Source organism: Bacillus litorisediminis (genome assembly GCF_022808645.1).
Classification (GTDB): domain Bacteria; phylum Bacillota; class Bacilli; order Bacillales; family JC228; genus Bacillus_BF; species Bacillus_BF litorisediminis.
This window is the reverse complement of the sequence record NZ_JAKZKT010000019.1, coordinates 40,632-59,878: the sequence shown is the minus strand read 5'-3', so window position 1 is coordinate 59,878 and position 19,247 is coordinate 40,632. Positions and strand designations below refer to the sequence as shown.

General features: G+C 39.6%; 17 protein-coding genes. 9 read left to right on the top strand and 8 right to left on the bottom strand.

All coding sequences use genetic code 11. The features are described 5' to 3' along the window. Positions 1 to 119 precede the first annotated feature (119 nt). The 6 genes from MLE14_RS11540 (at position 120) to MLE14_RS11515 (ending at position 6,422) form a co-directional block, all read left to right on the top strand. The gene (locus MLE14_RS11540; RefSeq protein ID WP_243298525.1) at positions 120 to 1,622 is read left to right on the top strand and encodes an esterase/lipase family protein; all 1,503 of its coding nucleotides are present in this window, start codon (positions 120 to 122) and stop codon (positions 1,620 to 1,622) included. Positions 1,623 to 1,918: 296 nt separating this feature from the next. Beyond that, positions 1,919 to 2,632 (top strand): 5-oxoprolinase subunit PxpB, encoded by a 714-nt coding sequence (gene pxpB, locus MLE14_RS11535; protein WP_279326821.1) that lies wholly within the window; start codon positions 1,919 to 1,921, stop codon positions 2,630 to 2,632. Then, entirely contained in the window at positions 2,625 to 3,626 is a 1,002-nt protein-coding gene (locus tag MLE14_RS11530; protein WP_279326820.1) for a 5-oxoprolinase subunit C family protein, read from the top strand. Before pxpB ends, MLE14_RS11530 begins: the two co-directional genes overlap by 8 nt. Positions 3,627 to 3,637: 11 nt before the next feature. Further along, positions 3,638 to 4,405: a LamB/YcsF family protein gene (locus tag MLE14_RS11525; protein ID WP_243298524.1), complete on the top strand. Its 768-nt coding sequence runs from the start codon at positions 3,638 to 3,640 to the stop codon at positions 4,403 to 4,405. Between the two features lie 26 nt (positions 4,406 to 4,431). Further along, positions 4,432 to 5,616 (top strand): NRAMP family divalent metal transporter, encoded by a 1,185-nt coding sequence (locus MLE14_RS11520; protein WP_243298523.1) that lies wholly within the window; start codon positions 4,432 to 4,434, stop codon positions 5,614 to 5,616. A gap of 14 nt (positions 5,617 to 5,630) precedes the next feature. Further along, complete coding sequence (locus tag MLE14_RS11515; protein WP_243298522.1) at positions 5,631 to 6,422, top strand: putative hydro-lyase; 792 nt, start codon at positions 5,631 to 5,633, stop codon at positions 6,420 to 6,422. 375 nt (positions 6,423 to 6,797) lie between these two features. On the opposite strand, the gene MLE14_RS11510 is transcribed toward MLE14_RS11515, so the two are convergent. Genes MLE14_RS11510 through MLE14_RS11500 form a run of 3 tightly spaced genes read right to left on the bottom strand, consistent with a single transcriptional unit; the run spans position 6,798 to position 11,054 of the window. After that, positions 6,798 to 7,109 (bottom strand): 2Fe-2S iron-sulfur cluster-binding protein, encoded by a 312-nt coding sequence (locus MLE14_RS11510; protein WP_243298521.1) that lies wholly within the window; start codon positions 7,107 to 7,109, stop codon positions 6,798 to 6,800. A gap of 27 nt (positions 7,110 to 7,136) precedes the next feature. Continuing rightward, entirely contained in the window at positions 7,137 to 8,819 is a 1,683-nt protein-coding gene (locus MLE14_RS11505) for an FAD-binding protein (protein ID WP_243298520.1), read from the bottom strand. Between the two features lie 48 nt (positions 8,820 to 8,867). Continuing rightward, complete coding sequence (locus tag MLE14_RS11500; RefSeq protein WP_243298519.1) at positions 8,868 to 11,054, bottom strand: DNA topoisomerase III; 2,187 nt, start codon at positions 11,052 to 11,054, stop codon at positions 8,868 to 8,870. Positions 11,055 to 11,352: 298 nt separating this feature from the next. On the opposite strand from MLE14_RS11500, the gene pepF reads away from it, so the two are divergent. The 3 genes from pepF to fabF all read left to right on the top strand — a co-directional run bounded on the left by pepF (position 11,353) and on the right by fabF (position 14,930). After that, the gene (gene pepF / locus MLE14_RS11495) at positions 11,353 to 13,170 is read left to right on the top strand and encodes an oligoendopeptidase F (RefSeq protein ID WP_243298552.1); all 1,818 of its coding nucleotides are present in this window, start codon (positions 11,353 to 11,355) and stop codon (positions 13,168 to 13,170) included. A 131-nt stretch (positions 13,171 to 13,301) separates the two neighbouring features. Beyond that, on the top strand, positions 13,302 to 13,511 hold the full coding sequence (locus MLE14_RS11490) for a heavy-metal-associated domain-containing protein (protein WP_243298518.1): 210 nt from the start codon (positions 13,302 to 13,304) through the stop codon (positions 13,509 to 13,511). A 180-nt stretch (positions 13,512 to 13,691) separates the two neighbouring features. Continuing rightward, complete coding sequence (gene fabF / locus MLE14_RS11485) at positions 13,692 to 14,930, top strand: beta-ketoacyl-ACP synthase II (RefSeq protein ID WP_243298517.1); 1,239 nt, start codon at positions 13,692 to 13,694, stop codon at positions 14,928 to 14,930. Positions 14,931 to 15,100: 170 nt separating this feature from the next. On the opposite strand, the gene MLE14_RS11480 is transcribed toward fabF, so the two are convergent. The 5 genes from MLE14_RS11480 to odhB all read right to left on the bottom strand — a co-directional run bounded on the left by MLE14_RS11480 (position 15,101) and on the right by odhB (position 19,229). Further along, positions 15,101 to 15,289, bottom strand: coding sequence for a hypothetical protein (locus MLE14_RS11480; protein WP_243298516.1), 189 nt, complete (start codon positions 15,287 to 15,289; stop codon positions 15,101 to 15,103). Positions 15,290 to 15,313: 24 nt separating this feature from the next. Next, positions 15,314 to 15,667, bottom strand: coding sequence for a DUF4257 domain-containing protein (locus tag MLE14_RS11475; protein WP_243298515.1), 354 nt, complete (start codon positions 15,665 to 15,667; stop codon positions 15,314 to 15,316). Between the two features lie 440 nt (positions 15,668 to 16,107). After that, positions 16,108 to 17,091, bottom strand: a complete 984-nt coding sequence (locus MLE14_RS11470) for a gamma-glutamylcyclotransferase (protein ID WP_243298514.1) — start codon at positions 17,089 to 17,091, stop codon at positions 16,108 to 16,110. 5 nt (positions 17,092 to 17,096) lie between these two features. Beyond that, on the bottom strand, positions 17,097 to 17,300 hold the full coding sequence (locus MLE14_RS11465) for a DUF6501 family protein (protein ID WP_243298513.1): 204 nt from the start codon (positions 17,298 to 17,300) through the stop codon (positions 17,097 to 17,099). 687 nt (positions 17,301 to 17,987) lie between these two features. Next, complete coding sequence (gene odhB / locus MLE14_RS11460; RefSeq protein WP_243298512.1) at positions 17,988 to 19,229, bottom strand: 2-oxoglutarate dehydrogenase complex dihydrolipoyllysine-residue succinyltransferase; 1,242 nt, start codon at positions 19,227 to 19,229, stop codon at positions 17,988 to 17,990. Between the last annotated feature and the right edge of the window lie 18 nt (positions 19,230 to 19,247).

The window sequence follows — 19,247 nt, the reverse complement described above, 5'->3', positions numbered from 1 at the left end:
AAGTGCCGATTTACGAAAACAGTTTAGGTATTTTTCTCTGTTATAAATGATTGTATTTTCCATATATTTTGTAAGGGTTGAAGGCGCTTTATTTGCTTCTTACCTTATTAAAAAGGAGTGTGTTTACTACGAAAAAAATTGTATGGATCGTACTGGTTATATTGTTTGCGTGGCCATTAACAGGAGTAGCCGGTTCTCTTGGAAAGGGTGAACCGACTGGCACCCCAGGTGAATGGTATTTTGGAACCACACCCAATTATGTAGATCCTAATAAGTCACCAATTGTTTTTATCCATGGATTGAATAGTTCAGCATCCACCTGGTGGGTCGAAAATGATATGTATGACACAGCCTACGCCAATGGATATGAAACAGCCTTTATTGATTTATATCCAACTAAAAATATGTGGGATAATGGGCAATTACTAGCAAACCAATTAGAAGATATATACAATCATTTTGGAGAAAAACTAATTGTTGTTGGCCATAGTAAAGGGGGAATCGATGCTCAAGCAGCACTAGTCCATTATAATGCTTTTCCTTATGTCCACCGTGTCATCACATTGTCGAGTCCTCACCATGGATCCGAACTGGCTGATTTAGCCTATAGCAGATGGGCCGGATGGCTGGCAGGAATACTTGGAAGTAAGAGTGATGCAACATATTCGCTGCAGACGGGATATATGAATCAATACCGATCCCAAACTGATTCACATCCAAATGTGAACCGTATTCCCTATTACACATTTGGAGGAACCGCTTGGGGCCATTTTGGAAACTCCTTATATTGGGGCGGCCTTTACTTAAGTGCATATGGTCCAAATGATGGTGCTGTAACAGTTGTAAGCTCGCGATTACCCTATGCAACCGAAGTTTCTGTTGGAGATTGGAACCATTCCGAAATTAGACAAGGAAGCTCAACTTTTAATCTCTTCGAACCTCATTTATATGAAAATGCAAACTTCGCAAATGCCTCATCCTCAGTAGAAAAAAACACTTCATTATCAAACTCTTATTACAAAGGCGGAACCTATCAAGTCAAAACATCTGAAATCTTTGCAGTGGAGGAAGGTGTTTCTGAGATCACAGTCGATTGGATCAGTGATCAAAAGAATTCCACACTTGTATTAAAGGATCCTGATGGACATATACACTCAAATTTTTCAGTTAATGAAGAACCTGATTACAGTCCGTTTGCTGACGCTTACCATCATTCGATAACCATTCCTTCCCCTAAAGCCGGGAAATGGCTGATGGAAGCTAGTTCAAAAAATGAGAATTTTTTAATGGGTGTATTTTATAAAAGCAACATTAACCATGACCTGAATATTTCCATCAGTAATGATAGAGAATTAACCATCTACTCTGATGGTGAAACAGTGGAAAAAGATCAAATAGAAGCTGCTATTACTCTAATATACTATGAAGATGAAAAAGCAAAACCTAGTCAAATAAAGCTAATAAAAAACGAAGATAGTTCTTCGGTAAAAATTCCCTTTTTGGGGGCAGGTGTTTACAATATTACAATCGACATTTCTGGCCAATCGAGCCAAGGACGAGAATTTAACCGAACTGTAATTCTGTCTGTTTATATGGACAAGAATGAGAATATAGTCAAATAATTCCCTCATAAAAAATGCCAGCTGGCTGCGATAGACTAGCTGGCTTTTTTAAGCCCAAATCCCTAGTATTTCACACGATTTAATAGACTTTAATCCTTTACTTAGAAAAAATAGTATTTGAAAAATAAAGACAACTTCCTTTATATTTATAAAAAAGGAACGCAAATTTCAGAGCCTTTAATTTGATAAATATATGTAATGCCCTTTTTCAAGCCGTTGAATGAATACCAGTGTTTCAATTGCGGTATTTTCACACACGTTTGAATCTAAAAGAGACAAATAGAGGTGTAATACAAATGGACTATCGATTATTTCCGCTAGGTGAAAATGCTGTAATGATTGAGTTAGGCGATGATATTCAATTGGATACACACCATAAAGTTCAAATGATTTCTTCATTTCTTGATCATCAATCCATTGAATGGATGGTAGAATATATTCCCGCCTTTACAACTGTGACCATATTTTATGATCCAATGAAAATTATAGATCAAACTAATCATCTCTCCCCCTATCAAGTGGTATGCGACTCGATTTCTAATTGGTTTACTCATTTAAAAATGGATGATTCAATTCCATCTAGAGTGGTAGAGATTCCAGTATGTTACGGTGGAGAATTTGGCCCTGATTTAGAATTCGTAGCAAAACATAATGGATTAACCATTGATGAAGTGATCACTATACACGCTTCTGGAGATTATATCGTTTACATGATTGGCTTTGCCCCAGGTTTTCCTTATATTGGCGGGATGTCTGAAAAAATTTTAGCTCCCAGAAGACAGTCTCCTCGTTTAAAGATCCCAGCTGGTACAGTTGGTATTGCAGGCAAACAGACTGGTGTGTACCCCATTGAAACACCTGGAGGTTGGCAGTTAATTGGAAAAACTCCTTTAAAACTTTTCCGTCCTCAAGATAATCCTCCAAGTCTTTTAAAAGCTGGAGATAAAATCCGTTTTATCCCGATCTCTTGTTCTGAATACAAAGAATTGGAGGACGTAAATAATGATTAAAATCATGAAGCCTGGCCTCCTTACTAGTGTTCAAGATCTTGGAAGATATAAATACCAAAAATATGGTGTCATTGTCAGCGGGGCAATGGACACACTTTCTCACCGAATAGCCAATCTTCTGGTAGGGAATCAAGAAAACGCAGCTACATTAGAAATTACTTTACTCGGGCCAGTTATTGAATTTGAAGAAGACACTCTCATCTCGATTTGCGGGGGCGATCTATCTCCTGCGATAAATGGCGAACCAATCCGATTATGGCGATCTATCTTCGTCAAAAAAGGAAGTCTCTTGAGTTTCGGCGCGTGTAAAAATGGCTGCCGCGCTTATTTAGCCGTTGCAGGGGGCTTTAAAATCTCCAATGTCATGGAGAGTAAATCCACTTATTTAAGAGCTGGAATTGGCGGTTTTAAAGGTCGTGCACTTAGATCTGGTGATCGATTAGACAGTGAGGAACCCAGTAACCTTTCTGACCAAATGATCAATCGCTTAAAAAATCAATTGGGTGAAACGAGCTTTATAGAAAATGATTGGACGGTAACGTCTGATTTAATTCCATCTCTGCAAAGCTCACCGACCATACGTGCTATAAAAGGAAGACAATATCACTTATTTACTGAGCAAAGCAAAGATCAATTCTTAACCGAATTATTTGAAGTAACTACACAATCAGACCGAATGGGCTACCGTTTAAAAGGACCTTTCCTTGAATTAGGCACACCAACTGAATTGTTATCTGAAGCCGTGAACTTTGGATCCATCCAGGTACCTCCTGAAGGAAACCCGATAGTCCTATTGGCGGATCGGCAAACAACTGGCGGTTATCCAAAAATTGCTCAAATTGCCTTTGCAGATATTCCGCTAATGGCTCAGCTAAAGCCAGGAGATTCACTTAGATTTGCATTAGTATCATATGAAGAGGCAGAACGCCTTTTTATAGAGAGAGAAATGAAGCTTCAACAACTAAAACAGGGGATTATCCTCAAATATTTATAGGAGGCAAGAATATGCACATTGTAGATTTAAATTGTGATATGGGAGAAAGTTTTGGTGCCTATAAAATGGGACGAGATGAAGAAATTTTGAATTATGTTACTTCAGCAAATATTGCATGTGGTTTTCATGCAGGTGACCCTGCCACTATGAGAACAACTGTAAAGCTTGCAATTAAAAAAAATGTTGGTATTGGCGTACATCCTGGTTTTCAAGATTTGACAGGCTTTGGCCGACGTAATATAGATGTTACACCACAAGAAGCATATGATCTGGTTGTTTATCAAATAGGGGCTTTGTATGGATTTGTAAAATCGGAGGGCGGCAAACTTCAGCATGTAAAGCCTCACGGAGCACTATTCAATATGGCTGCCAAAAGTGCCCCGCTTTCTGAAGCGATTGCAGAAGCAATCTACAAAGTGGACCCAGAGTTAATTCTATTCGGATTAGCTGGCAGCGAACTCGTAAAAGCGGGAGAAAAGATCGGTCTTCGCACAGCCAGTGAGGTGTTTTCAGACCGAACCTATCAAGAAGATGGCTCTTTAACTTCCAGACGCGAAGCCAATGCACTTATTAAAGATCACGAAACAGCCATCCATCAAGTGATTCGAATGGTTAAAGAAGGCAAAGTGACATCTGTACAAGGAAGTGATGTATCCATCAAAGCTGATACAGTCTGTATACATGGAGATGGACCACATGCTTTGGAATTTGCAAAGTACATTTCACAGGCATTAAAAGAAGCGGGAATTACCGTGGCAAAAATTGGTGAATTTAAATAGAAAGTTTTAAAAATAGGAGGGTTCTTATGACCAAAAACAAGAGCGTACTTCTTGGCGCTGCCTTTTTAATGGCTACTTCAGCTATAGGTCCAGGATTTTTAACACAAACCACCACTTTTACAGAAAAACTAGCAGCAAGCTTTGGATTTGTAATCCTAATGTCTATTATCATTGACATCGGTGCTCAATTAAATATTTGGAGAATTATTGCAGTTTCAGGAAAAAGGGCACAAGATATTGCAAATGATGTATTGCCCGGATTAGGAATTTTCCTGGCGGTATTGATTGTTGCTGGAGGATTAGCCTTCAACATTGGAAATATCGCAGGTGCTGGGTTAGGAACGAACGTTTTATTTGGAATCTCAGCAAAGATGGGTGCGCTCTTTAGCGGTATAGTAGCCATTGGCATTTTCCTTGTAAGAGAAGCTGGAAAAATGATGGACCGTTTCGCGCAAGTTATGGGATTTGTCATGATCGCATTAACGGTCTATGTAATGTTTACTTCTAACCCTCCATATGGAGAAGCGGTTGTAAAAACTTTTGCTCCTGCTCAAATTGATATCTTAGCGATTGTTACATTAGTAGGCGGTACAGTTGGCGGATACATAACTTTCGCTGGCGGACACCGTTTAATTGACGCTGGAATAAAAGGAAAAGAGGCGCTTCCTCAGGTTACTAAAAGCTCCGTTTCAGCAATTGGAATTGCTTCTATTATGAGGATTTTCCTATTTTTAGCTGCATTAGGTATCGTTGCACAAGGTTTAGCTCTTGATCCTGCGAATCCTCCTGCTTCTGTTTTCCGTCTTGCTGCTGGTGACATCGGTTATAAAATTTTCGGTGTTGTGATGTGGGCAGCTGCTGTTACATCAGTTGTTGGTGCGGCATATACTTCTGTTTCTTTTATCCGTACTCTAAGCAAAACGGTTGATAAATATCATAAATTCGTAATTGTATTTTTTATTGCTGTTTCTACACTCGTGTTTGTGTTGATTGGGCAACCCGTTAAGATTTTAATCCTGGTTGGTTCATTAAATGGTCTTATTTTACCAATTGCATTAGGAGTTATGCTAATCGCTGCATATAAAAAGAATATTGTTGGAGATTATAAGCATCCTTTATGGATGACCATTTTTGGGGCAATTGTTGTAGTTGCTATGGCCTTCATGGGTATTTATTCATTATTTAAAGGTATTCCACAATTATTTGCATAAAATGAGGTGGTTCTATGTTAGAGGCTGCTAAACTGACTCCCGATGCAGCTCGAGAGATGATCCGGAACAATCAATGGATAAAACCAACTTCAGGTGTTTCCAAGGGATATACTCAGGCTAATTTAGTGGTCCTCCCGAAAGAATTAGCCTTTGATTTTCTCTTATTTTGTCAGCGTAATCCAAAACCTTGTCCTGTTCTTGATGTTACGGAACCTGGTTCAGCTATTCCGACCTTAACAGCCCCTTCTGCTGACTTAAGAACCGATATTCCGAAGTATCGAGTCTATCGTAACGGGGTGCTTACAGAGGAAAGAACCGATATTCGTGATCTTTGGGACGATAATATGGTTGGATTTCTGCTCGGTTGCAGCTTCACCTTTGAAAGTGCATTGATTGAAAACGGAATACCAATCAGACACATAGAAGAAAATTGTAATGTTCCAATGTATAAGACCAATATTTCATGTCTGAAGGCTGGTCAATTTGAAGGACCTATGGTGGTTAGTATGCGGCCAGTCCCAGAAAAAGATGTAGTAAGAGCAGTCCAGGTAACGAGTCGTTTCCCTTCCGTTCATGGGGCGCCTGTTCATATTGGAGATCCGGCATCGATTGGCATTCAAAACATTGATCAGCCTGACTTTGGTGATTGTGTTTCGATTAAAGATGGAGAAGTTCCAGTGTTTTGGGCTTGCGGCGTTACCCCCCAGGCAGTTGCCATGCAAGTTAAACCTGAGATTATGATTACTCATGCACCCGGCCATATGTTTATAACAGATCTAAAAAATGAACAGATTGCTGTTTTGTAATGAGCCAGCGAATTCGGGCTGTCTAGTGATTCAGGATATATCAACGAATTCAGGCAGTTTATCAACAAATTCCAGGTTATATCAGCGAATCCGGGACGCTTATCAACGAATTCCAGGTTTTATCAGCGAATTCGGGACGTTTATCAACAAATTCTGGTTTAATCAACGAATCCAGGCTGTTTATCAACGAATTCCAGGTTATATCAGCGAATCTAGGCTGTTTATCAACGAATTCCTGGTTTTATCAGCGAATTCGGGACGCTTATCAACAAATTCTGATTTTATCAACGAATCCGGGCTGTTTATCAACGAATTCCAGGTTTTATCAGCCAAAAATAAAAGGGTCATCTATATCAAAGATGACCCTTTTACTCTTCATTCTATAGCAGTCGTTAAATCTCGTACCCATGGGCGCCCTTTTAAGGGTTCTAAAGTTAGAGTTGTTCCCTCTTTTGCCCGCATACTGCATAAATAACCTGCTTTCCCATCCACTAAAGCCATGCACTCCTTACAAGCATTAGCAGATCGGCAAGAATAACGAACAGCAAGGCTTGAATCCATATTTTCTCTTATCCAAAATAAAGCATCTAATAGGCTCATGCCTTCTTCAAAGAGTATTTCATAATGAACCATTGTACTCCCTTGATCTTCATCACCCCGAAGGACATTTAATTGAATCGTTGACATGCCTTTATCACCCTTTCTGTTCGTTATTTACAAGCTTTCTATTTTCCATTCAAGCTCTTCACTCATGGTAAATCGAGGGCTCAAAGGTTTTGAAAGCTGGTCTGGATAATCTAGTCTTACGTGAGCTCCTCTTGTTTCACAGCGATTTAGAGCACCTAATACGACTGCCTCACCAATGAATGTCATATTGTAAGCTTCAATTTTTTCTACCAAAGGAAGGGCATATTTGCTTTGTTTGGCAAGAGAAACACTTTTGCATTCCTCTCTAAGCTTACGAATCTTTACTAATGCTTCTTTTAATTTTTCTTCTGTCCGAAGAGGACCTGCTCCTTCCCACATGACTTTCTGAATTTTTTTTCTGAGTTGAAGCATAGAGGCTTCATCCTCTGCTACGTCTCTCGGATGCCAAAACTGCTGCAGCCTCTCCCATTCGCGGGAACTTTCCGTTTGTATAATCGAACTGTAGTCTTCTTTTTCACATTTTGCTGCCGTTTCACCTGAAATTCTTCCCGTCACGAGAGCCTCCGTAATGGCATTTCCGGACAAACGATTCGCTCCATGCATACCATGAATCAGTTCACCGCATGCTAACAAGCCGGGCACGGTTGTATTCATCTCTTTATCTACTTTGATTCCTCCAAGCATAAAGTGAGCCATTGGAGCGACTTCAACCAGATCCTTTGTTAAATCGACTCCTTGAGACAATAATATATCAATGACTGGTCCAAATCCTTCGCGAAGCTTCGCCTCCGGTACCATGCGAAAATCGAGATAGGCTCCTCCATGAGGAGTCCCCCGTCCTTCTTCCACTTCCTTAAAGATTGCATAACTCGTCATATCTCTTGTGGCTGTATATTTACCTGCTTTTTCCCCAGCATACTTATCCATAAATTCCTCTTCTAGCCCATTTAATAGGCGCCCGCCTAGTTTATATCGGAACGGATCCCACATGATTGGATCAATTCCTACTAACGGGGGATAAAGGTGAGCAATAGGAAAAAATTGAACCATCTCCATATCCCTTAATTCTGCGCCAGCTTGAGCAGCAAGTAAAAATCCATCTCCCGTCATATTGGCTGATGCACTATTTCTCTCATAAATCTCTGTTAAACCTCCTGTAGCAAGAACCACTTTAGAGGCTGATATACCGACCGGCTTTAACTCTTCTATTGAAAATCCAACCGCGCCAATGACTTGACCTTCCTTCTTTACCAGCCGTGTAATCATAACATTTTTTAGCCGCTGAATTTGTGTATCTTTCCAAATAGCCTTTCGTAAACCATTGGAAGTAGCTCCGCCTGTATTCAATATATCCACATAAACACAACGATTTCTGGAGTGTCCTGGAGATATGACTTGTGAACGTTTTCCATCTGGGGTTCTCGCCCATTTGACTCCATAGCCTTCCACTTCGAGAATTACTTCAGGTGCTCGTTTTACAATTGCTTCAACGATATCCGGTTCAGCTAACCCTCTGCTTCCTTCCATTGTGTCTTGAAAGTGTATGGATGGATCATCTTCTTCTGCTTCTCCTAATGCTACCGCAACAGTCATTTGCGCTAAAATGGTAGCTCCGCCACGTCCTATTAAACTTTTGTCTGCGAGAATGACGTTTACTCCTTTATCAGAGGCTGCACGAGCTGCCATCATCCCTCCTGCTCCGGAACCAATCACTAACACATCAGCTTTTAAAACATCTTCTGTTCTCATAGGAATCCCCCTGATTAAATTTATTGGTTTTATACATCAAAATGTTTTTTACTGATCTAATTTAAGCTTCGCTAGTGCATCTGCTAAAGCAGTGTTGATTGGCTCGTCTTGCTTGTTTTTCTTCATATATTTTTGAACTTCTTGTTTAGAAGCTTTTGAAGTTTGATTTTCTTTTCTCCGCTTTTGAAAGGCAGATACCTTTTCCCGATGACCGCATTTGCAGAAGAAGATTTGCCCTTCTCCTTCACCGCGAAGTTCAAGCCGTTTATAACAATTCGGGCATCTGGCATTCGTGATTTTAGAAATGTTTTTGCGGTGTCCGCAATCGCGATCCTGGCAAACAAGCATTTTTCCTTTTTTTCCATTGACCTCAAGCATCAATTTACCGCATTCGGGACAGCGTGTTCCTGTCATATTATCGTGCTTAAACCGTGCCTCGCTATTTTTAATTTCGGAAACAGCCTCTTTTGTATAAGCAACTATTTCTTTCATGAATACTTTTTTAGGCAGCTTCCCTTTTGCAATTAACTCGAGCTTTTGTTCCCACTCTGCAGTGAGAGCTGGAGACTTTAAATCCTCAGGTACAAGCTCTAACAGCTGTCTGCCCTTATTGGTTATAAAAATGTCTTTTCCTCTTTGTTCAATTAAAAAGCTATTAAATAACTTTTCAATGATATCCGCTCGAGTCGCAACCGTACCAAGCCCGCCTGTTTTCCCAATTGTCTGGATCAGATCCTTCCTCTCTCCGGTCATATATCGTACCGGGTTCTCCATTGCAGATAGAAGGGTCGCTTCGTTAAAAGGTTTCGGCGGCTGTGTTTCACCGGATGTCTGGTTCCACCGTATTACATGTAATAGCTCTCCCTTGTCTATAACAGGGATTGTTTGTACAGCTTCCGTCTCGTCTGTTTGATCTTCATCATGCTGTTCAAAAACTTCCTTCCAGCCTAGGGACAAAACTCTTTTCCCTTTTGCTGTAAAAATTTCACCCTCAGCCCTTGCTTCAACAACTGTTTGCTCATATTCAAATGGAGGCAATAATACGGACAGGAACCGTTTCACAACTAAATCATATATTTTTCTCTCTTTTTCACTTAGTGCCCTCATATTAGCTGGCTGTTCTGTCGGGATAATCGCATGATGGTCGGTTACCTTGCTATTATCAACAAATGACTTATTTGTTTTAATTGGACTTTTCATAATTTTTGCAGCTACCCCAGCATACGGCTGTACTCTGCAGGCTTCTACCCGTTCTTTTAACGTATCTACGATGTCAGCTGAAAGATATCTCGAATCAGTTCTTGGATATGTCACCACTTTATGCTGTTCATAAAGCTTTTGCATAATAGATAGCGTTTCCTTTGCAGAAAATCCAAAGATTTTGTGTGCATCTCTTTGTAATTCTGTTAAATCATAAAGTTGTGGTGCATAACTTTTTTTAAGAGTCCGATGAATATTCTCTACTACTAATTTATTATGATTTAGCTTTAAAAGCAGGTTTTGGATTCTTTCCTTTTGAAACGTTTTATGATCTTTTGTTTTGGGATCCTGCCAATAAAAAACTAACGAACCGGTTTCAGCTTGAATACCGTAATACGTTTTAGGTTTGAAGTTTTTGATTTCATCTTCCCTTGCCGCAATCATCGCAAGTGTAGGAGTTTGCACCCGCCCGCAAGAGAGCTGGGCATTGTACTTTGTCGTCAATGCTCTAGTGGCATTAATGCCGACATACCAATCTGCCTCAGAACGCGCAACGGCTGAGGCATATAAGTCCTCAAAATCCTTTCCGCTCCGCAAACGTGAAAAGCCCTCTTTAATTGCTTTGTCCGTTACAGATGATATCCAAAGTCGTTTTATTGGTTTATATACCTTTGCTTTTTCAATAATCCACCGGGCCACAAGCTCCCCTTCACGCCCAGCATCTGTTGCAATGATAATTTCGCTGACATCACTGCGGCTTAATAGTTGTTTAACTGTATTAAATTGTTTTCCCGTTTGCTTAATCACCACTAATTTTAATGGAGACGGAAGCATCGGCAAGTCCTCTATTCGCCATGATTTGTATTTCTGATCATAAACCTCTGGGTCCGCTAATGTGACAAGATGTCCAAGTGCCCAAGTCACAATATATCCGGAACCTTCAAAGTAGCCATTTCCTTTTTTCTGGCATGCAAGCACTCTTGCTATATCTCTGCCAACAGATGGTTTTTCTGCTAATACTAATTTTTTTGACATTAGAACAACTCCTATTAAAACAATCCTTATTTATCGGACATGTATCATTTTATTTTATCATAAAGGGAAAAGGGATGACTAAAATGATGATAGAAACTGCATTTACACGATTCCCCCTTTTTTTTAAAATCTATCGCGAAATTTGTTGCATAAAAATTCTGACTTATATGACACAAATAATAGATTTTCCTTTATAATCATTTTATTAGAGTGGCGAAATAAATTTCTAGAGATTCCATTTGATAGATTTCAATAAAACTTGATATTCGGGCCACTCAAGAAAGGAGATTTGATGATGATGCAAAAAACCGTAAAAAAACGACTGACACGTGCTGAAGTACCTGTCGAGCAAACTTGGAAATTAGAAGATTTATTTGAAACCGTTGAAGAATGGGAGGCTGCTTTAAGAGAGATTGAAGAGTTACTTCCTACGGTTACTCAATATAAGGGCAGACTTGGAGAGGGATCTCAAGTTCTGCTAGAATGTTTAGAAGCGCAAGCCAATGTAACCGAAAAGGGAATTTTGGTTGGTACTTATGCTAGCCTTCGCTCATCGGAGGATGGATCCAATCCAGATAACCAGGCGATTTCCGGGAAGGTTGCATCGGCCTTTGCCAGATTAAATGCTTCCCTATCCTTTGTTGATACAGAAATACTCTCGCTTCCAGATGGAACGGTTGAACAATACTTAAACGAAAACGAAGCACTAGAGCCATTTCGTAAGAATTTAGAAGATTTAGCGAAGCGAAAGCAGCATACACTCTCCCCTGAAACCGAGGAAGCTCTTGCTAGTTTAAGTGAAGTTCATCAGGCACCTTATATGATTTACCAGCGAAGTAAATTAGCTGATATGGTGTTTGACTCATTTGAAACCCCTGATGGAGATGAGCTGCCAAACTCATTTGCCCTTTATGAAGATGAATATGAGCAATCCCCTAGTACGGAAACCCGGAGAAAAGCATATGCATCCTTTGTGAAGACTTTAAAACAATACCAGAATACCTTTGCTGCTACCTATTCGACTGAGGTTAAGAAACAAGTAGCTATGGCAAAACTCCGAAAGTATGATTCGGTAACGCAAATGCTGCTTCAGCCGCAAAAAGTGACGGAAGAAATGTATCATAATCAATTAGATGTGATTCAACAAGAGCTTGCTCCGCATATGCGCAGGTTCGCGCAATTAAAAAAACGGGTGCTTGGATTAGATACCCTGAAATTCTGTGATTTGAAAGCTCCACTCGATCCAGATTTCAACCCTCAAACTACTTATGAAGAAGCTTCCAATATAATCTTAGAAGCGTTGCAAGTAATGGGACCTGAATATAGTCAAATCATGAAAACAGCTTTAACTGAACGTTGGGTAGATTTAGCAGATAACGTGGGTAAATCGACAGGAGCATTTTGTTCAAGTCCTTATGGATCCCACCCATTTATTTTAATTACCTGGACTAATAACATGCGGAGTACCTTTGTACTAGCACATGAACTTGGACATGCAGGCCACTTCTATCTGGCTAACAAAAATCAGCGCAGCTTCAATACTCGTCCATCTACCTATTTTGTTGAAGCTCCATCTACGATGAATGAAATGCTTCTAGCTGATCACATCTTATCAAAAACAACGGATAAAAGAATGAGACGCTGGGTTATCCTTCAGCTATTAGGAACCTATTATCATAACTTTGTAACTCACCTTCTAGAGGGAGAATATCAAAGAAGAGTCTATTCATTAGCTGAAAAAGGGGTTCCGTTAACAGCGAAGACGCTTTCCGAACAAAAAGGCGAGGCTCTTTCTAATTTCTGGGGAGATACGGTTGAAATTGATGAAGGCGCAAAATTAACCTGGATGCGACAGCCACATTACTATATGGGTCTTTATCCATATACCTATTCTGCTGGTTTGACAGTATCAACTGCCGTTTCGCAACTCTTTAGAGAAGAAGGACAACCTGCCATTGACCGCTGGTTAGAGGTTTTAAAAGCAGGCGGAACAAAAACTCCGCTCGAATTAATCCAATATGCAGGCGTCGATATGTCAACACCAGAACCAATCCGTAAGGCCGTTGCATACGTAGGATCACTCGTTGATGAACTGGAAAGAAGCTACGAAGACTAATATAAGGTAAGGATGGCTGCAAGATCGGGCCATCCTTTTTACTTTCTATAGAATAATTTTACATATTTCAGATGAAAGTGGAAAATATACAACAAGAGAATTAGCATTTTCCTTTAGAAAGGATGGAACTTATGGAGGACTTAACTCTTTTTATAAAAGAAGCGACAAGTGAAGAACCTATTCAAAAATTAGAAACCATTTTAATGGGATTAGATGGTGTTGAACGGGCTCTTGTGGACATCGAGGACGGAGAAGTTAAAATCACCTATGATTCCAGCCGTATTGACCAAGAACAGATTGTAAATAGGATAAAGCAATATGGACTTCATCCTGCTCAGTAATGAACGGCGTCAGAGAATATCGTTTTGTTACTTATTTCTCATGACCATTTACTTACATAAATATAAAGACTTTTCCGCCTTCAATAAGGTATTAAATGTCATTTTTTATAAATTATGGAGGATATTTGACTAGTTTTGTCGAATTGTACCTTTAAATCCATTTTTTAAGGAGGGGTACAATTGACTAGAGTTGTGATAACTGGTCTAGGGACTATTTCACCAATAGGAAATTCCCTAGCTGAAACATGGGAATCAGCCATTAATGGAAAATCAGGAATTGGTCCGCTCACCAGGTTTGATTGTGAACATTTCTCAGCCAAGACGGCCGCTGAGGTTAAAAATTTTCAATTAAGTGATTACATGAAGGTGAATGAGAGACATCGAATGGATCGTTTTGCTTCCTATGCCATTGCTTCATCGATTATGGCTCTAGAAGATGCCCGAATTCAGATAGGCAAAGATGTGGAGGCTGAACGCATCGGGGTTTGGTTTGGAACGGCTATTGGCGGGATTGAAAGCTTTGAGGAAAGTCATAGAAATCTCCTTGAGGGCGGATATACGAACCTTTATCCTTTTGCTACGACAACGGTCATAAGTAATATGGCTTCCAGTCAGGTTTCTATAGCGGTTGGAGCTAGAGGAATTAATAATTGTACGGTTTTGTCCTGTGCTTCTGGAGCGAATGCCATAGGAGAATCTTTCAGAGCAATCCAGCGTGGAGAAGCAGACATCATGATTGCTGGCGGTTCCGAAGCGTCTATCACCCCATTAGGTATTGGTGCTTTCTGTGCAATGGAAGCAATCTCAACAAATCCAGATCCGAAAAAAGCGTGCAGACCCTTTGATAGAGATCGGGATGGACTGGTTATGGGTGAAGGAGCAGGAGCCATTATTCTTGAATCCTATGAATCTGCGGTTAGGCGACATGCACATGTATATGGAGAAATCATCAGCTATGCAACAGTTGGAGATGCCTATCATATTACAAGTCCCGCCCCAGGTGGTGAAGGAGGGGTAAGAGCTATGCAGCTGGCTGTTCAGTATGCACAGCTTGAAAAAGAAGAGATTGATTATATTAATGCGCATGGAACTAGTACGGTTTATAATGACAAATCTGAAACAGCAGCTATTAAGACTTTCTTTAAAGAGATGGCCTATCAAATTCCGATAAGTTCAACCAAATCAATGACTGGTCACATGATGGGTGCAGCCGGAGCTATTGAAGCAATTTTTTCTTTGATGGCCATAAATACCGGGACGATTCCTCCAACAATTAACCTTGAACATCCTGATCCTGAATGTGACCTAGACTATGTACCGAATCACGCGAGGAAAAAAAGAGTACATACTGTGTTAAGTAATGCGTTTGGCTTTGGGGGTCATAATACCACTTTAATATTCCGGTCTGTCAAAGACTAAGGGGAAATTTTTAATCCCCTTTCCAAACCTATCCTTTAAAATTAGTTTACATAATAAGTTTATGGTAAAAAACTATTGAAAATATCCATTGATGAAGGAAATAGGCAAAATAAAAACTAAGGCTACAGCTACCTTAGTTTAAAGGCAGGAGTTGGGAGCGATGCGGATCCTTAAGAGGATGCGGAGTGTTTATCGATTTTTTCAGCTTGATACCGCATTTTAACCTGTTGTATGATTTCATCTATTTCTCCCTTAATTAGTAGTGCTTCTTTTTTTGAGTTGGCTCTTAATAGCTCAAGCTGGAGGTTTCTGATTTTATTATATTCTTCTTCTGTCATATATTCTTTTAATCTTACCACAGAGTTTCCCTCCATTCTGTCAAATTACGAATGGACCTGACTTTGTGTTTCAACGGTTAGCTCTGCGTTTAGTTCAATCTCTACTTGAAAAAAAAGCTGATTAAGGACGTCACTTAATTTGGCTTCTTCCAGTTTGGCAATTAACGTATCGCCACCGTAACCAGCTAATACCGACGTGAAAATTAATTGTTCTACTGTAGTGGGGTCGGTTAGGGTAACAATGGCAATCGCCGCCACTCCTCCAAAAACAAGATCTAACAAGAAACCATACTCAAATACTCTCTTTTTGTTGTAAGGCTTAATGATTTTTCCATTTCTTTTAGCATGCGTCAGCAATCCCATTAAACTTCCGATCAAGAATCCATACAACAACGACATAAAACCACCCCTCATTTTAATTTAAAAGACACGAATACCTGCGGGTTACTGTTTTGCACAAAACTCTGTGGCACATCCATTCTGTTCACACACAGTCAGAAATAGACCTTACCGACAGCACGTCACAACACATAACAGCTTTCCTTCGTATTCTTAATTCATGTTGTCTTTTTCCGAGGCTAAGAGGGGATTTAACAATAATTCCTTTATTTATTCATCGACATCCCTCCTTTCAAGGATAAAAAATAATTCCTTATTATATTTATATAGCTTGTTTTTACAAAGATTCCCTATTCAATTGATTTTTTCCTTGTGCCAAATTACTTATTTTTTATAAAGAACTGTTTAGACTATCTTTCCATTACAAGAAAGTTACACTATTTTACTATAATCCAGATGACTGTTATCGAAAATAAATGGTTCAAATTCATGATTTTTCTCTAGCTTCCTGCAAATTGACTGGTAATAATCGGTTTAATCTCCTGATGAGCCAAATCAAATTCTAATTCCTCTAAATGACTGATAAGCCTTTTATAATAGGCGGAACTTACCTTTCCTTTCGAACCTCTCAAGATTTCTTTAGCATAATGAACAGGAGGAGCTATTTCCGCTTTTTTATGAACCACTGTAAAAGTTAAGCAAGAGTGATAAAGTTGGTCCCCAACTTGAATATCCACAAATGTTGGACGGTACGATTGAGTATACACACCCTCACGTTTAAATAAATAAACAACCGCATCTTGCGGACAATCGTAAAGAATCCCCTCTAAACTATCGTTAGCCTCAATAATATCGGCTCTTCCCCCATCATCTACCTGAAATGCATATTTCATTGAATATCCGTGAAGAATTCCTGCCCCCACTTCCTTTTGAAAATAGCGATCAGCCTTTGCCTGTTTAAATCGTTCCTGGTCCATACAAGACCCATAGGCAAAATAATAAACCTTGCCAGGCTTCTCTTTTAAAAACTGATAGACCCTCCAGTCACCAAGCTCTATTTTAGTTTTTAATGAGCATTGGTTCCCTGCGATATAAGTGATCCCTTTTATGGCTCCCTGATCTGTGTAGATATCTATTTCAACTCGATCATAAAGATTTTCATCTCTGTCAGCCTTGTAGTCTTCTAATTGATCAATGTTTGCTAATGCCTCATCATCCACTTCATAAACTTCACCATATACATACTCTTTCTCATTGTCTATTACTAACGCGGGATATCCATCACCCGTGTCGAATAGACTCCCTCTAACCCATGACTGATTGGCCAGGCACTTACTATTTTGAAGGTACTCATGATTAGCTTCATACTTCCGTAATGTCCCATATACAAAGAGATAAGCTCCCATTAGTTTAATCCCCCATTTTCTTTTAAAATATAATAAAAAAGCTGCCACAAAGCCTAATGGCAACTTTTCATATAGCAAAGGTCCTACACTTCTTCAAAATAATCTTTATAGAAGCCGCCTACCTGTCCTGTATCATCTACCACAAAATAAAATTCTTCGGTTTCATTTTTTACTTCATATGTTTTTCCAGGTGTTAACACATTTTCAACCATGTATTTTTTAGCGTCTGTATGTACACATTTTACTTGTTTAATCGTTGGTTTGTTGGCCCATGATAGATGCTGCATGTTAATCCTCCTAAATAACAATCTTACTAATAGTATAATGGAAAGACCCTCTATTCCTCAACTTATTGTAAAAGTATTGATATGGACTTCGTTTATATTAGTGAAAAATCATCTAGTCCTTCAGAGGGTCAGATTTTGTCAAAAAATTGGAACTGAGTACCATTTTATAGGGACTCAGCTCTCAATTAGGAGCTTTTCTTACATTTACTCAAATTGTTTTCGGGTCTACAGAGGGATTTCAGGTCATTATTACCTTTTATCTGGAACTTGAGTGCCGTTTTTCTAAACTCATTACCTATTTTTCGGAACTCTTGCCTCTTATTCCGGGCACATCATCATCTGTTATCGTTCCCCGTCAACTTTATCAGCTCCAAATTTTAGATAACATTGAGGTATACTTTTCAAAAAAGCTATCTTTCTTATAGCATCTATCCCTGTATATTTTATTAATTGCTTCTGCATACTGGTTATATAAATACAAATGAACATAGTCGCTATGATACATTTATTCATCTCTCCCCTTTGTTTACTACCCTCATTGTAAGGCTCTTATAAAAATGTCTCATCGGCTAACCGATTGAATTCAATTCCTTCCTCAGGCAGAAAAACCGTACATCTTCAGGCGGAGAGATTGGTAAAAGAAAAACCCCTTTAGTAACCAAGTTACCAAGGGGTTTTTTCTTTTGATTAACCTAGAAGCAATTGCTCTGGATCTTCTAGCAGCTGTTTAACTTTTACAAGGAAGCTTACCGCTTCTTTTCCATCAACGATTCTGTGGTCATAGGATAGGGCAATGTACATCATTGGACGGATTTCAATTCTATCCTCAATCGCAACTGGTCTATTTTGAATCGCATGCATTCCAAGAATACCAACCTGTGGAGCATTTAAGATCGGTGTTGAAAGAAGGGAACCAAATGTTCCTCCGTTTGTAATTGTGAAAGTACCGCCTTGAAGTTCAGCAAGGCCCAGTTTTTTCTCACGTGCTTTTTTAGCTAGATCTGCGATGTCTCTTTCAATCTCCGCAAAAGACTTACGGTCTGTATCGCGAACAACCGGTACGATTAAACCTTCATCAGTTGAGACAGCAATACCGATATCATAGAAGTTTTTCTTGATAATTTCATCGCCATCAATTTCCGCATTTAATAATGGGAATTTCTTAAGTGCAACCGTCACAGCTTTTGTAAAGAATGACATGAAGCCTAATTTAACATCATGTTCAGCCTGGAATTGATCTTTACGACGCTTTCTTACTTCCATAACTGCAGTCATATCAACTTCGTTAAAAGTAGTTAACATCGCTGCTGTATGCTGAACATCTACCAGACGTTTCGCAATCGTTTGACGGCGGCGAGACATTTTGATTCTTTCAACTGGCTTGGCATCCAACACATCTACAGCAGGCACGGCAGCAGCTGCAGGCTTACCTGGAACCGGAGCCGGCTGATTTTGATAAGAATCCACATCTTGTTTTCTTACTCTTCCTAGCGGATCAACTGTAGGAACTTGGCTTAAATCAATCCCTTTCTCACGAGCTAGCTTACGTGCAGCCGGTGAAGCAATTGGGCGATTGTTCGCTGTAGTTTCCGTTGCTGCCGCTGGAACTGGTTGTTTTACCGCTTCTTTTGGCTGTTCTTTAGGTTCCGCGGCAACAGGCACTTCTGCAGCTGGAGCCCCGGCTGCAGGAGAAGCAGCATTATCTACAATAGCAATAACCTCTCCTACTAATACAGTATCGCCTTCTTCTTTAAGCTGTTCTTTTAGCACACCTGCTTCTTCGGAGATAATTTCAACGTTAACTTTATCTGTTTCAAGTTCAACGATATATTCTCCTTTTTCCACATATTCACCTGGTTTTTTAAGCCACTGAGCAATTGTACCTTCTGTAATAGATTCGGCAAGCTCTGGCACTTTTACTTCTGCCACTCTTATGTCCCCCTTATA

What these genes read in the sequence shown, in the direction of transcription:
- MLE14_RS11475 (WP_243298515.1), bottom strand. Translation starts at nt 15,667, where the DNA reads ATGTCGTTGTTGTATGGATTCTTGATCGGAAGTTTAATGGGATTGCTG.
- MLE14_RS11490 (WP_243298518.1), top strand. Translation starts at nt 13,302, where the DNA reads ATGGAGGACTTAACTCTTTTTATAAAAGAAGCGACAAGTGAAGAACCT.
- MLE14_RS11500 (WP_243298519.1), bottom strand. Translation starts at nt 11,054, where the DNA reads ATGTCAAAAAAATTAGTATTAGCAGAAAAACCATCTGTTGGCAGAGAT.
- MLE14_RS11520 (WP_243298523.1), top strand. Translation starts at nt 4,432, where the DNA reads ATGACCAAAAACAAGAGCGTACTTCTTGGCGCTGCCTTTTTAATGGCT.
- MLE14_RS11510 (WP_243298521.1), bottom strand. Translation starts at nt 7,109, where the DNA reads ATGTCAACGATTCAATTAAATGTCCTTCGGGGTGATGAAGATCAAGGG.
- MLE14_RS11530 (WP_279326820.1), top strand. Translation starts at nt 2,625, where the DNA reads ATGATTAAAATCATGAAGCCTGGCCTCCTTACTAGTGTTCAAGATCTT.
- pepF (WP_243298552.1), top strand. Translation starts at nt 11,353, where the DNA reads ATGCAAAAAACCGTAAAAAAACGACTGACACGTGCTGAAGTACCTGTC.
- MLE14_RS11525 (WP_243298524.1), top strand. Translation starts at nt 3,638, where the DNA reads ATGCACATTGTAGATTTAAATTGTGATATGGGAGAAAGTTTTGGTGCC.
- MLE14_RS11465 (WP_243298513.1), bottom strand. Translation starts at nt 17,300, where the DNA reads ATGCAGCATCTATCATGGGCCAACAAACCAACGATTAAACAAGTAAAA.
- MLE14_RS11515 (WP_243298522.1), top strand. Translation starts at nt 5,631, where the DNA reads ATGTTAGAGGCTGCTAAACTGACTCCCGATGCAGCTCGAGAGATGATC.
- pxpB (WP_279326821.1), top strand. Translation starts at nt 1,919, where the DNA reads ATGGACTATCGATTATTTCCGCTAGGTGAAAATGCTGTAATGATTGAG.
- MLE14_RS11505 (WP_243298520.1), bottom strand. Translation starts at nt 8,819, where the DNA reads ATGAGAACAGAAGATGTTTTAAAAGCTGATGTGTTAGTGATTGGTTCC.